General features: G+C 65.8%; 10 protein-coding genes and 1 riboswitch. All 10 genes read right to left on the bottom strand.

Annotation, left to right across the window (positions count from 1 at the left end; genetic code table 11):
* Positions 1-38 precede the first annotated feature (38 nt).
* Complete coding sequence (locus AC5E6L_RS01340) at positions 39-647, bottom strand: YkoF family thiamine/hydroxymethylpyrimidine-binding protein (protein WP_491230297.1); 609 nt, start codon at positions 645-647, stop codon at positions 39-41.
* Positions 639-750: riboswitch (TPP riboswitch) on the bottom strand. (Overlaps the previous gene by 9 nt.)
* A gap of 106 nt (positions 751-856) precedes the next feature.
* Positions 857-1,615, bottom strand: a complete 759-nt coding sequence (locus AC5E6L_RS01345) for a MipA/OmpV family protein (RefSeq protein ID WP_491230298.1) — start codon at positions 1,613-1,615, stop codon at positions 857-859.
* Between the two features lie 186 nt (positions 1,616-1,801).
* Positions 1,802-3,211: a dihydrolipoyl dehydrogenase gene (gene lpdA, locus AC5E6L_RS01350; RefSeq protein ID WP_491770729.1), complete on the bottom strand. Its 1,410-nt coding sequence runs from the start codon at positions 3,209-3,211 to the stop codon at positions 1,802-1,804.
* 42 nt (positions 3,212-3,253) lie between these two features.
* Complete coding sequence (gene odhB / locus AC5E6L_RS01355; RefSeq protein ID WP_491231027.1) at positions 3,254-4,468, bottom strand: 2-oxoglutarate dehydrogenase complex dihydrolipoyllysine-residue succinyltransferase; 1,215 nt, start codon at positions 4,466-4,468, stop codon at positions 3,254-3,256.
* 45 nt (positions 4,469-4,513) lie between these two features.
* Positions 4,514-7,507, bottom strand: a complete 2,994-nt coding sequence (locus AC5E6L_RS01360; protein WP_491770731.1) for a 2-oxoglutarate dehydrogenase E1 component — start codon at positions 7,505-7,507, stop codon at positions 4,514-4,516.
* A 224-nt stretch (positions 7,508-7,731) separates the two neighbouring features.
* Positions 7,732-8,652: a succinate--CoA ligase subunit alpha gene (gene sucD / locus AC5E6L_RS01365; RefSeq protein ID WP_491770733.1), complete on the bottom strand. Its 921-nt coding sequence runs from the start codon at positions 8,650-8,652 to the stop codon at positions 7,732-7,734.
* Positions 8,653-8,657: 5 nt separating this feature from the next.
* Complete coding sequence (gene sucC / locus AC5E6L_RS01370) at positions 8,658-9,857, bottom strand: ADP-forming succinate--CoA ligase subunit beta (RefSeq protein ID WP_491770735.1); 1,200 nt, start codon at positions 9,855-9,857, stop codon at positions 8,658-8,660.
* Between the two features lie 104 nt (positions 9,858-9,961).
* Positions 9,962-10,924 (bottom strand): malate dehydrogenase, encoded by a 963-nt coding sequence (gene mdh, locus AC5E6L_RS01375; protein WP_491229412.1) that lies wholly within the window; start codon positions 10,922-10,924, stop codon positions 9,962-9,964.
* A gap of 183 nt (positions 10,925-11,107) precedes the next feature.
* On the bottom strand, positions 11,108-12,277 hold the full coding sequence (zapE, locus tag AC5E6L_RS01380; protein WP_491770738.1) for a cell division protein ZapE: 1,170 nt from the start codon (positions 12,275-12,277) through the stop codon (positions 11,108-11,110).
* Between the two features lie 47 nt (positions 12,278-12,324).
* On the bottom strand, positions 12,325-12,737 hold a 413-nt coding region (locus AC5E6L_RS01385; protein ID WP_491770740.1), incomplete at its 5' end, for an AprI/Inh family metalloprotease inhibitor.

The following is a 12,737-nucleotide window of genomic DNA, read 5'->3' on the forward strand; positions in this document are numbered from 1 at the left end:
GTTGGGGGAACAAGAGCGCCGCAACGCACGACGCGCGTTCAGGGACGGGTCGGGCTGTTGGCCGATACCGTTACGTCGAGCGCGACATGGCCGCTCGCCGGACCGAAGCGGACGAACGCCTCGCCCAGCGCGGCGAACACCGCGCCGGCGTCGCCACAGAGCCTGGTGCAGAAGTTCTTGGACCGGTCGAAGACGCCAGAGCCCTTCAGAAAGCCGATACACCCATAGATCTCGTCCATATGATGGTCGGCGCCGAGCGGATAGAGCGAGAACTGGCAGGCGACGTGCCGCCCCGTCCGGGGTGCCGCCCTGACCGCTTCCAGGGCAGCGGCGGCGCGCCGTTCGAGCGGCTCGTCCGACATCCGGCCCGCGATCGGCGTGCAGATCGGATCGTCCGGCTCGCCGGGACAGCCGCGCGAGACGGCCGCCGACAAGACGCAATGGGCGTCCGTCGCGGCGGCGGAGACGAACAGGTCGCGCATGGCGGCAAACAGCATCTGCGGCGGTCCGACCACCAGGGTGGAGATATCGTCTGTCTCGATCCGCAGATGGTCGCGATGAGGATCGAGCGCCTTGAGCGCGCCCGTGATGATGCCGACGAAATCGTCGGACATGGGGTACAGGGACACTTGTGCGCCGGAAAACATGGCTCGCCTCGCTCCGCTGGCATTATCCAGATCAGCTTGAGGGTCCGCAGGCTTGCGCGCCGCATCTCAGCCCCGGCATCACGGGGCACCCCTGTCGACAGATCACTGTTAGCGGGCGCGGGCGGCCTTGTAAACGCCCGACGGCCGCGCCCGGCACGCGGCCGCGCAGACGAGCGGTTCGACGCAGCGTGGGGCGCGGGCGAGCGCGGTCAGAAGTCGATCCGGAGCTTGCGCACCAGCCCCAGCCGGAAGCGATACTGGTCGCGGCTGCCCAGGGCCGTGACGGGCGAGGCGCCCGCATCACCGGTCAGCCGCTCATAGGCGGCAAGCCCCTCGACCGCCCATCCGGCGCTGACGTCGTAGCGCACGCCCGTCTCAACGCCCCAGGATTTGATACCCGCATCGGCATCGAAGGCGGCGAACCCCGCCGTTCCGGCGGGCACGCTGAAATAGGTGTCGACATAGGTCGCATCCGCATAGGAGAGTCGGGGGCCGGCATGGACTTTCAGGCCCGGACGCGGTCTGACGACGACATCGGCGCCCGCTTCGCCGGTCCAGCCCTCATGGCCGCCAAACCCGCGCCGCAGGCTGGCGTGGAGGCGGAAATGGTCAGCCTCGTAGCCGGCTTCGAGCCCGAACTCGATCGCCAGATCGACATCGGCAAGACCGGTCAGGGCCGGCGTGTCGGCGGCGGTGCGTTCACCGCGAACGGCAAAGGACGGCCCGATCGAAACCCCGCCCTTGCGGCCGCCGAGCTGGAAACCGTTTGGCAGTGTAAGGCGCTTGATGCGAACGATCGGATAGGGCGTGACCAGGATCTGCGAAGCGCCCTCGTAGCGCGGCGCGAACTGGCCACCGCCTCCAAGTTCCAGATCGATTCCCGGTCGCTCCTGCGCCAGGCCGGGCGCGGCCGCTGCGAACATGGCGAGGACAAGGGCGGCGCAGGCGCCGGAGACGTGCTTGAACATGGTGCTGATTTCCTTGTCGGACGCTTGCGGGAACAAAGACGGTGGTCGGTCGATTCCGTCAAGCCGTCTACGCAGCAGAACCGGTTCGGATGACGAGATCGCTCAAATGCCTCGGGCCTCGACTGAAGCAGGACATGGTTTACAAACGGTTCATCATGGCGCGCACAGATGCCGCCATGGATTTGCCTACATATGCAGCGGCTTGCCCGTCGCCGCCGCAAGCGCCGCCTCGCGCACCACCTCGCTCATGGTCGGGTGGGCATGGCAGGTGCGCGCCAGGTCCTCCGACGAGCCGCCGAACTCCATCAGAACCGCGCATTCATGGATCAGATCGCCCGCGCCCTTGCCGACGATGTGCGCGCCGAGCACCCGGTCGGTCGCCTTGTCGGCCAGGATCTTGACGAAACCGTCGGTCGCCAGCGTGGCGCGCGCGCGACCATTGACGCTGAAGGGAAACTTGCCGACCGTGTAGTCGACGCCGTCGGCCTTGAGCTCCTCCTCGGTCTTGCCAAGCGAGGCCACTTCCGGTTCGGTGTAGACGACATTGGGGATCACGTCATAGTTCACGTGCCCGGCCCGGCCGGCGATGCGCTCGGCCACCGCCATGCCCTCGTCCTCGGCCTTGTGGGCCAGCATCGGCCCCTTGACCACATCGCCGACCGCCCAGATGCCGTGCACCGAGGTCTGCCAGTGCTCGTTGATCTCGACCCGGCCGCGATCGTCCATGACGACGCCGGCCTTGGCCAGCCCCAGCCCTTCCGTGTAAGGCTTGCGCCCCGTGGCGACCAGAACGACATCGGCGTCGAGCGTTTCGGTGTTCCCGCCCTTGACCGGCTCGTAGGTGACATGGCCGCCCCTGCCGGCCTTGCGCACGTCGGTCACCCTTGCGCCGAGCTTGAAGGTCAGGCCCTGCCTGGCAAGCATTTTCTGGAACTGGCGCGCGACGTCCCCGTCCATGCCGCCCAGGATCGTGTCCAGATATTCGATCACGGTGACCTCGGCGCCGAGCCGCGACCAGACCGAACCCAATTCCAGACCGATCACGCCGCCGCCCACGACGATCATCTTGCCCGGCACCTTGCCCAGCGACAGCGCGCCCTCCGACGAGACGATCACCTTTTCGTCGAACGCGACATCGACGCCGGGAATACCGGCGACATCCGAGCCGGTGGCGATGACGATGTGCCTTGTGTCGATCTCGGTGGGCTCGCCTTCGCCGGGCGTCACCTTGACCTTGCCCTCGCCGAGGATCGAACCGGTGCCGCGATGGACGTCGATCCTGTTCTTCTTCATCAGAAAATCGACGCCGTCGACATTGGATTTCACGGTGGCGTCCTTGTGCGCCATCATCGCCTTGAGATCGAGCTTGGGCTTGCCCACATCGACGCCGAGCGCCTTGTGGCCGTGGCCCGCCTCATGGAAGACATCGGAGGCGTGCAGCAGCGCCTTTGACGGGATGCAGCCAATGTTCAGGCAGGTGCCGCCCAGCGTCGGCCATTTCTCGACGATCGCCGTCTTCAGGCCGAGCTGCGCCGCCTTGATGGCGCACACATAGCCGCCCGGTCCCGAGCCGATCACCACAACGTCATAAGCCATCATTTTCCTCTTTATTGCTGCGGCTTCAGTGCTGTCCGATGATCACAGATCGAGCACGAAGCGCTCGGGGTCCTCAAGGCTCTCCTTGACGCGAACGAGGAAGGTCACCGCCTCCTTGCCGTCGACGATCCGGTGATCGTAGCTGAGCGCCAGATACATCATCGGGCGTATCACCACCTGGCCGTCGATCGCCACCGGGCGCTCCTGGATCTTGTGCATGCCCAGAATGCCGGACTGCGGCGCATTGAGGATCGGCGAGGACATGAGCGAGCCGTAGACGCCGCCATTGGAGATGGTGAAGGTACCGCCCTGCATATCGGCCATCGACAGGTTGCCGTCGCGGGCCGCCTTGCCCAGCCGGCCGATCTCCAACTCCACCTGGGCGATCGACATGGCATCGGCATCGCGCACCACCGGAACCACCAGCCCCTTGTCGGTGCCCACGGCGACGCCGATATGGGCATAGTTCTTGTAGACGATGTCGGTGCCGTCGATCTCGGCATTGACCGACGGGATCTCCTTGAGCGCATGGGTGACGGCCCTGGTGAAAAAGCCCATGAAGCCGAGCTTGACCGCGTGCTTTTTCTCGAACAGGTCCTTGTATTTCTTGCGCATCGCCATGACGGCGCTCATGTCCACCTCATTATAGGTGGTCAGCATGGCCGCAACGTTCTGGGCGTCCTTGAGCCGCCGCGCGATGGTCTGGCGCAGCTTGGTCATGCGCACGCGTTCCTCGCGCCCGGCCTCTTGCTGGGACGAGGGGGCGCGGGCGACCTGCGGCGCCGGCGCCGGGGCGGGCACTGCGGCGGCTCCCTTTGCGATCGCATCGAGCACATCGCCCTTGAGCACCTGGCCGCGCTTGCCGGACCCTTCGACCTGATCGGCGGCAAGCCCCTTTTCGGCCATCATCTTGGCGGCCGACGGCGCCGGCGGCATGTCGGTTCCGGCCGGGGCCGCCGCGGATGCCGCAGGGGCGGAGGCCGGCGCCTCGGCGGCAGGCGCTGCCGCCTTCGCCCCCTCGCCCTCGTCGAGCAGCGCGAGCAGGGCATCCACCTCGACGGTATCGCCTTCATTGGCGACGACCTCGCCAAGCGTGCCGGCGCCCGGCGAGGGCACTTCCAGCGTCACCTTGTCGGTTTCCAGTTCGACCAGCGTCTCGCCGTCGGCGACCGCCTCGCCCGATTTCTTGAACCATTGGCCGATCGTGGCTTCGGTGACCGATTCACCGAGCGTGGGTACGCGGATTTCTTTTGCCATCGTCTCTTTCCCGGACTTTGAAGCGTGTGTGATTGCCTTTTGGTTTCACTCGCCCAGCGCATCTTCGAGGAACGCTTCGAGCTGCGCCTTGTGCGTGCCCAGAAGGCCGGTGGCCGTCGAGGCGGCGGCCGGCCGGCCGGTGTAGCGAACCCTTGCGTGCTTGGCGTTGATATGGGCCAGCACCCATTCCAGATAGGGATCGACGAACGCCCAGGCGCCCATGTTCTTGGGCTCCTCCTGACACCAGACCATCTCGGCGTTCCTGAAGCGCGACAGTTCGGTGATCAGCGCCTTGGCGGGGAACGGATAGAGCTGCTCGATCCGCAGCAGATAGATGTCGTTGATGCCGCGCGCCGCGCGCGCCTCATGGAGATCGTAATAGACCTTGCCGGTGCACAGGATGACGCGGCGAACCCTGGAATCGGTGACGAGCTTGATGCCGTCTTCGTCCTTGCGATATTCGGCATCGTCCCACAGCAGGCGGTGGAACGCGCTCTCGCCGCTCATCTCGGCCAGCGTCGACGTCGCCCGCTTGTGGCGCAGCAGCGATTTCGGCGTCATCAGGATCAGCGGCTTGCGGAACTCGCGCTTGAGCTGCCGCCGCAGGATGTGGAAGTAGTTGGCCGGCGTCGTGCAGTTGGCGACCTGCATATTGTCCTCGGCGCACATCTGCAAAAAGCGTTCGAGCCGCGCCGAGGAGTGCTCGGGCCCCTGTCCCTCATAGCCGTGCGGCAAAAGGCAGACCAGGCCCGACATGCGCAGCCATTTGCGCTCGCCCGAGGAGATGAACTGGTCGAACAGCACCTGCGCGCCGTTGGCGAAATCGCCGAACTGGGCTTCCCACAGGGTCAGCGCGTTGGGCTCGGCGAGCGTATAGCCATATTCATAACCCAGCACCGCCTCCTCCGAGAGCATCGAATTGATGACCTCGTAGCGGCCCTGGCCGGGCTTGATCTCGTTGAGCGGCGTCAACCGTTTCTCGGTCTCCTGATCATAGAGGACCGAATGGCGTTGCGAGAAGGTGCCGCGCTCGACGTCCTGGCCCGAAAGCCGCACGCCATGGCCCTCAAGGCACAGCGAGCCGAAAGCCAGCGCCTCGGCCGTCGCCCAGTCGATGTCCGCCCCGCTCTCGATCATCCTGGCGCGGTTGTCGAGGAAACGCCCGATCGTGCGGTGGACGTTGAAATCCTCGGGCACGGCGGTCAGCTTCCTGCCGATCTCCTTGAGCGTCTTGAGCGGGACGTTGGTCTTGCCGCGACGGCGCTCGTCCTGATTGTCGGCGCGCTGAAGGCCCGACCATTTGCCGTCCAGCCAGTCGGCCTTGTTGGGCTTGTATGTGTCGCCGGCCTGGAACTCGATCTCCAGATGCTCGCGCCAGTCGGTCTTCATCTTCTCGAATTCATCGACCGTGACATGGCCTTCCGCGATCAGCTTTTCGGAGTAGATCTGCACCGCCGTCTTATGCTTGCGGATGGCGCGGTACATGACCGGCTGGGTGAAGGCCGGCTCGTCGCCCTCATTGTGGCCGAACCGCCGGTAGCAGAACATGTCGATGACCACCGGCTTGTGGAACTTCATCCGGAACTCGGTGGCGACCTTTGCGGCATAGACGACCGCTTCGGGATCGTCGCCGTTGACATGGAAGATCGGCGCCTCGATCATCTTGGCGACATCGGACGGGTAAGGCGAGGAACGCGACAGGTATGGGTTCGTCGTAAAGCCGATCTGATTGTTGATGATGAAGTGGATCGAGCCGGCGACCCTGTGGCCGCGCAGCGCCGACAGGCCGAAGCATTCGGCCACCACGCCCTGGCCGGCGAATGCCGCATCGCCATGCAGCAGCAGCGGCAGAACCTCGACGCGCTCGCCGAGCGGCACGATTTCGGGCCGATGGGCGCCGCCGGCAAGCTGGTCCTGCTTGGCCCGCGCCTTGCCCAGCACCACCGGATTGACGATTTCAAGGTGCGAGGGATTGGCCGTCAGCGACAGGTGCACCGTGTTCTCGTCGAACTGGCGGTCCGACGAGGCGCCCAGATGGTATTTGACGTCGCCCGACCCCTCCACATCGTCGGGCACGAACGAGCCGCCCTTGAACTCGTTGAACAGCGCCCGGTGCGGCTTGGCCATCACCTGGGTGAGCACGTTCAGCCGGCCGCGGTGGGCCATGCCGAGCACGATGTCCTTAAGGCCCAGCTGGCCGCCGCGCTTGATGATCTGCTCAAGTGCCGGGATCAGCGCCTCGCCGCCATCGAGGCCGAAACGCTTGGTGCCCTTGTACTTGACGTCGATGAACTGCTCGAAGCCCTCGGCCTCGACAAGCTTTTGCAGGATCGCCTTCTTGCCGTTGGGCGTGAAGGCCACGCCCTTGTCGGGCCCCTCGATGCGCTCCTGGAGCCACGCCTTCTCCTCGGGATTGGAGATGTGCATGAACTCGACCCCCATCGTGCCGCAATAGGTGCGTCTGAGGATGGCGAGCATTTCGGAGATCGTGGCATATTCGAGCCCGAGCACATGGTCGATGAAGATCGGCCGATTGCAATCGCTTTCCTGAAAGCCGTAGTCCGAAGGGTGCAGTTCGTTATAGTCCTCCCGGTGGCCGGCAAGGCCCAGCGGGTCCAGATCGGCATGCAGGTGACCGCGCATGCGGTAGGCGCGGATCATCATGATGGCGCGCACCGAATCGCGCGTGGCGCGCAGGAGCTGTTCGTTGGTGATGCCGACGCCCTCGGCGCGCGCCCTTTCGGCAATTTTGCCGCTCATATGGGCCTCGACCTCGCCCCAGTCGCCGTCGAGCGCCGAGGTCAGTTCGCCATTGGGCGAAACCGGCCAGTTGTCGCGCTCCCAGGACGGGCCGTCCACGACCTTGACCACATCGTCGGGATCGTCGGCGAGGCCCTCAAAGAAGGTGCGCCATTCCTCGGGCACCGAGGCGGGATTTTCCTCGTAGCGCGCCTGCATCTGCTCGATATAGAGCGCGTTGCCGCCATAAAGGAACGAGGTTCCGGCGAAGATGTCGTTGGCCTGGTCCTTGCGTGCCATATGTCACTCGAACGGGCGCTGCCCGTCTCCCTTGGGTTTCCCGGTCGCGCGGCTGACCCCGCGCCACTGTTGTCCCCGTTTCGCTCCCGCCCTCATCCTGGGGTGCAAGACACTCATCCCCTGTCGCCTCAAAGCTAGCCTCGCCCACACCTCAGCATGAGGGGATGGATGGCGAACCGCGAAGGAGCAGGGCGGGAGCGGCCAGCGCACCCGCCTGCTGGATGTCACCCCTTCAGCACCTCGACCAGGGTCGATCCCAGTTGCGCCGGCGATGGCGAAACCCGGATGCCGGCGTCCTCCATCGCCCTGATCTTGTCCTCGGCGCCGCCCTTGCCGCCGGAGATGACGGCGCCGGCATGGCCCATGGTGCGCCCGGGCGGCGCGGTGCGGCCGGCGATGAAACCGACCATCGGCTTTTTGCGGCCCTTGTCCGCCTGCTCCTTCAGCCAGGCGCAGGCATCCTCCTCCGCGCTGCCGCCGATCTCGCCGATCATGATGATGGACCGGGTCGCCTCATCGTCCAGGAACATGTCCAGCATGTCGACGAACTCGGTGCCCTTGACCGGATCGCCGCCGATGCCGACGGCGGTCGACTGGCCGAGCCCCTCGTTCGTCGTCTGGAAGACGGCCTCATAGGTCAGCGTGCCCGAGCGCGACAGGATGCCGACCGAGCCCTTCTTGAAGATGCGACCGGGCATGATGCCGATCTTGCATTCCTCGGGCGTCAGAACGCCGGGGCAGTTCGGGCCGATCAGCCGCGATCTGGACTTGCCGAGCCTGGCCTTGACCCTGACCATGTCCATCACCGGGATGCCCTCGGTGATGCAGACGATGAGCGGGATCCTGGCGTCGATCGCCTCGATGATGGCGTCGGCCGCGCCCGCCGGCGGCACATAGACGACGGACGCGTTGGCCTTGGTGGCCTTCTTGCCCTCCTCGACGGTGGCGAAGATCGGCAGTTCGGTGCCGGCCTTGTCGCCAGCGCCCTCGCCGGCGGTCCAGGTCTCGCCGCCCTTCTTTGGGTGGATGCCGCCGACCATCTTCGTGCCGAAATAGGCGAGCGCCTGCTCGGTGTGGAAGGTGCCGGTCTTGCCGGTCATGCCCTGCACGAGCACCTTGGTGTCTTTGTTGATCAGAATGGACATAAAATTCAGCTCCCCTCGGCGACCGCCGCGACGATCTTCTTGGCCGCGTCGTCCAGATCGTCGGCGGCGATCACGTTCAGCCCGCTTTCGTTGATGATGGCCTTGCCCTGATCGACATTGGTGCCTTCGAGCCGCACGACCAGCGGCACCTTCAGGCCGACATCCGTGACGGCCGCGACCACCCCTTCCGCAATCGTGTCGCAGCGCATGATGCCGCCGAAAATGTTGACGAGGATGCCTTTGACGCTCGGGTCCGCGGTGATGATCTTGAAGGCCGCCGTCACCTTTTCCCTCGACGCGCCGCCGCCCACATCGAGGAAGTTGGCGGGCTCGGCGCCGTAGAGCTTGATGATGTCCATCGTCGCCATCGCCAGCCCGGCGCCGTTGACCATGCAGCCGATATTGCCGTCGAGCGCGACATAGGCGAGATCGTGCCTGGAAGCCTCGATCTCCTTTTCGTCCTCCTCGGCCGCATCGCGCAGTCCCATGATGTCCGGGTGGCGGAACAGCGCGTTGCCGTCGAACGAGACCTTGGCGTCGAGCACCCGCAGATGGCCGTCCTTCATGACGATCAGCGGGTTGATTTCAAGAAGGCTCATGTCCTTTTCGGTGAAGGCCCCGTAGAGCGTCGGGAACAGAGCCAGCCCGTCCTTGGCCGCCTGCTTGGTCAGCTTCAGCGCGCGGTTGAGCTTGCGCGCGTCGGTATCGGTCATGCCCTTGACCGGGTCGATCGGCAATGTCGTGATCTTGTCGGGCGTTTCCTCGGCGACGGCCTCGATGTCCATACCGCCCTCGGTCGAGACGACGAAGGCCGGCCGGCCCGTCGCCCGGTCGATCAGGATGGAGAGGTACAGCTCGCGGTCGATGTCGGCGCCGTCCTCGATGTAGAGCCGTCCCACCTGCTTGCCTGCCGGCCCGGTCTGCTTGGTGACCAGCGTGTTGCCGAACATCTCCCTGGCGTTCTCGACCACCTCGTCGACCGAATGGGCCAGCCGCACGCCGCCCTTGGCGTCCTCGCCCAGTTCCTTGAACCGGCCCTTGCCGCGTCCGCCGGCATGGATCTGCGATTTGACCACGTAGAGCGGGCCGGGCAGCTTTTGCGCCCATTCCTCGGCCTGCTCGACCGAATAGACGGCCACGCCCGGCGCCACCGGCGCGCCGTAGGAATGCAGGAGCCGCTTGGCCTGATATTCGTGAATGTTCATTGCGTCCGCCTCTTCTGATTGACCGCCACCGGCCTTCCGGCGCCATGCCGGCAAGGCCGCGTGCGAAGCCGCCCCGGGGTCCGATCGTCCCGCCGGCGCCGCGCCTATTTCAGGTTCGGCGCGATGTTGGCGCACGCCTCGCACAGGCCCGCCACCGCCGCGACCGACTTGTCGAACATCTTCTGCTCGGTCTTGTTCAGGTCGATCTCGATTATCCGCTCGACGCCGCCCGCGCCGATCACCGTCGGCACGCCGACATACATGTCCCTGACGCCGTACTGGCCGGTCAGGTGCGCCGCCACGGGCAGGACGCGCTTTTTGTCCTTCAGATAGCTTTCGGCCATCGCGATCGCCGAGGCGGCGGGCGCGTAATAGGCCGAGCCGGTCTTCAGAAGGCCGACGATCTCGGCGCCGCCGTCGCGGGTGCGCTGAACGATCTCGTCGAGCCTGCCCTTGCTCGTCCAGCCCATCTTGACCAGATCGGGCAGCGGAATGCCGGCGACCGTCGAATAGCGCGTCAGCGGCACCATCGTGTCGCCATGCCCGCCCAGCACGAACGCGGTGACGTCCTCGACGGAGACGCCGAACTCCTCGGCGAGGAAATAGCGGAAGCGGGCCGAATCGAGCACGCCGGCCATGCCGCACACCTTGTTGGCCGGCAGGCCGGAGAACTTCCGCAACGCCCAGACCATCGCGTCGAGCGGGTTGGTGATGCAGATGACGAACGCGTCGGGCGCGTATTTCCTGATGCCGGCGCCGACCTGTTCCATCACCTTCAGATTGATGCCGAGAAGGTCGTCGCGGCTCATGCCCGGCTTGCGCGGCACGCCGGCGGTGACGATGGCGATGTCGGCGCCCTCGATCACCTCATAGGAATTGGCGCCCGCATAGCGGGCGTCGAACCCGTCGACAGGCGCCGATTCGGCGATGTCCAGCCCCTTGCCCTGCGGGATGCCCTCGGCGATATCGAACAGCACGACATCGCCCATCTCCTTCAGGCCGATCATGTGCGCGAGCGTTCCGCCGATCATGCCGGAACCGATGAGTGCGATCTTTTTGCGTGCCATGCGCCTTTTCCGTTCGTTCCGTTTTTCCGTTCGTTCCGCTCATGCGTTGCGCAAGGGACGTCCCGCAGGGCCGCGCTGTCCCCCGTCAGTGCGAGGGCCTGAACCATGGCGCATCAAAAATCAATCAAAACTTTCGTAAACAATGATTTCAATCGTTTAGCGGTTATGATGTTTACGTAAACGTCAACAAAATCGATCGTCATCAAGCCATGACGGCCGCCATGAGGCCCGCCCCATGGGCTTTTCGCCGGCGACCCAGTCGTCCGAGCGCATCTCGATCAGGCGCGATGCGGTGCGTTCGAACTCGAACGCCTCGGTGCCGCTTGTCGCCTGATAGAGGTCTGCGGGCTGCGCATCGGCGGAGACGATCAGCGTGTTGCGATTGTCGTAGAGCGTGTCGACCAGATTGATGAAGCGCTTGGCCGCGTTGCGCCGGCTTTCGGCCATGACAGGCACGTTCTCGACCATCAGCGTGCGATATTGACGGGCGATCGCCAGAAAGTCGCGCGCGCCAAGGGGCGCTTCGCACAGATCGGCGAAGCTGAAGCGCGCCGCATCGACAATGGCGGCGGGAACCGCGATCTGGCGTCCCTTGAGGTCGATGCGCGCCGGCGGCGCGGCGATGCCGCCGGTGATCTTCACCCAGGCCGCTTCCATCGCCATGTCGGTGGCGGGGCCGAGCGGGGTCATATACAGTCTGGTCTGCGCCAGCCGACCCACACGGTAGTCGCGGTCGGCGTCGAGGCTGAACACGTCGGCATGGGCGGCCAAAACATCGATGAACGGCGTGAACAGGCCGCGGTTGAGCCCGTCCTTGTAAAGCGCCTTCGGCGGCACGTTCGAGGTCGCAACCAGCACGACGCCGCGCGCGAACAGGGCGGTGAACAGGCGCGACAGGATCATGGCGTCGGCGATGTCGGTGACCGTGAACTCGTCGAAGCACAAAACGCGCGCCTGGTCGGCGAGCGCGCGCGCGACCGGCGGGATCGGATCGTCGCCCTTGACGGCGCCCGCCTTGAGCGCTTTGCGATGACCGGCGATCCGGTCGTGCACGTCGGCCATGAAATCGTGGAAATGGGCGCGCCGCTTGCACCTGGCCGGACAGGCGCGGAAGAAGAAGTCCATCAGCATGGTCTTGCCGCGCCCGACCGCGCCGTGAATGTAGAGCCCCCGGACTTGATCGGAGCGCGGCGCCTTCCTGGCGAAGAGCCAGCCCAGCGAGGAGGATTTCGACGCAAGGCGCATGGAGGCGATGGCGCCGTTCAGCGCATCGAGCCTGTCTGCCAGCGTGCGCTGCGCCGCATCGTCGCTGATCGCGCCCTCGCGCACCAGTTCGCGATAGCGCGCGGCCACTGAATCGCCGGGCCTGATCCGTCCGGGCACCGCCGCCCCGCTTGTCGTCAGCGCGCCAGGCTGATCGCGCGGCCGCTCGCCGTCTGGCCGTCGAAGCGGCCGCTGCCGGACGAGAACAGGGCCGCCACCTGATTGCCGCCCGAATCGCTCAGAACGACGCGGTTGCCGCTGATGTTCCAGGAGGAGACGTTCGCCGCATCGCCCGGGCACCCGCGCGAGGCGGCCCGGAAACCGGTCGACCAGCGCGTCAGGGCCATGAACATCTGACAGTCGGCGCCCTGGGTCGAAACGCGCCAGGCACCGACCATCCCCTCGCGCGTCACCGGCGTCGCCGAGGCCACTTCGGTGACGCTGGCGTCGGCGCCATCGGCCTGTGCGGCCTCCTGGGCAGTCGTCTCAGGGTCGGTCGTCTCAAGGCCAAGGCCGGTCACGGCGCCCGCCTGCCCCGGTGCGACGGGAA

It is taken from the genome of Roseitalea sp., from assembly GCF_984466335.1.

Bases quoted from the DNA above. Each gene is read 5' to 3' on its own strand.
- AC5E6L_RS01340 (WP_491230297.1), bottom strand. From the start codon at position 647: ATGTTTTCCGGCGCACAAGTGTCCCTGTACCCCATGTCCGACGATTTC.
- lpdA (WP_491770729.1), bottom strand. From the start codon at position 3,211: ATGGCTTATGACGTTGTGGTGATCGGCTCGGGACCGGGCGGCTATGTG.
- AC5E6L_RS01345 (WP_491230298.1), bottom strand. From the start codon at position 1,615: ATGTTCAAGCACGTCTCCGGCGCCTGCGCCGCCCTTGTCCTCGCCATG.
- mdh (WP_491229412.1), bottom strand. From the start codon at position 10,924: ATGGCACGCAAAAAGATCGCACTCATCGGTTCCGGCATGATCGGCGGA.
- odhB (WP_491231027.1), bottom strand. From the start codon at position 4,468: ATGGCAAAAGAAATCCGCGTACCCACGCTCGGTGAATCGGTCACCGAA.
- sucC (WP_491770735.1), bottom strand. From the start codon at position 9,857: ATGAACATTCACGAATATCAGGCCAAGCGGCTCCTGCATTCCTACGGC.
- AC5E6L_RS01360 (WP_491770731.1), bottom strand. From the start codon at position 7,507: ATGGCACGCAAGGACCAGGCCAACGACATCTTCGCCGGAACCTCGTTC.
- sucD (WP_491770733.1), bottom strand. From the start codon at position 8,652: ATGTCCATTCTGATCAACAAAGACACCAAGGTGCTCGTGCAGGGCATG.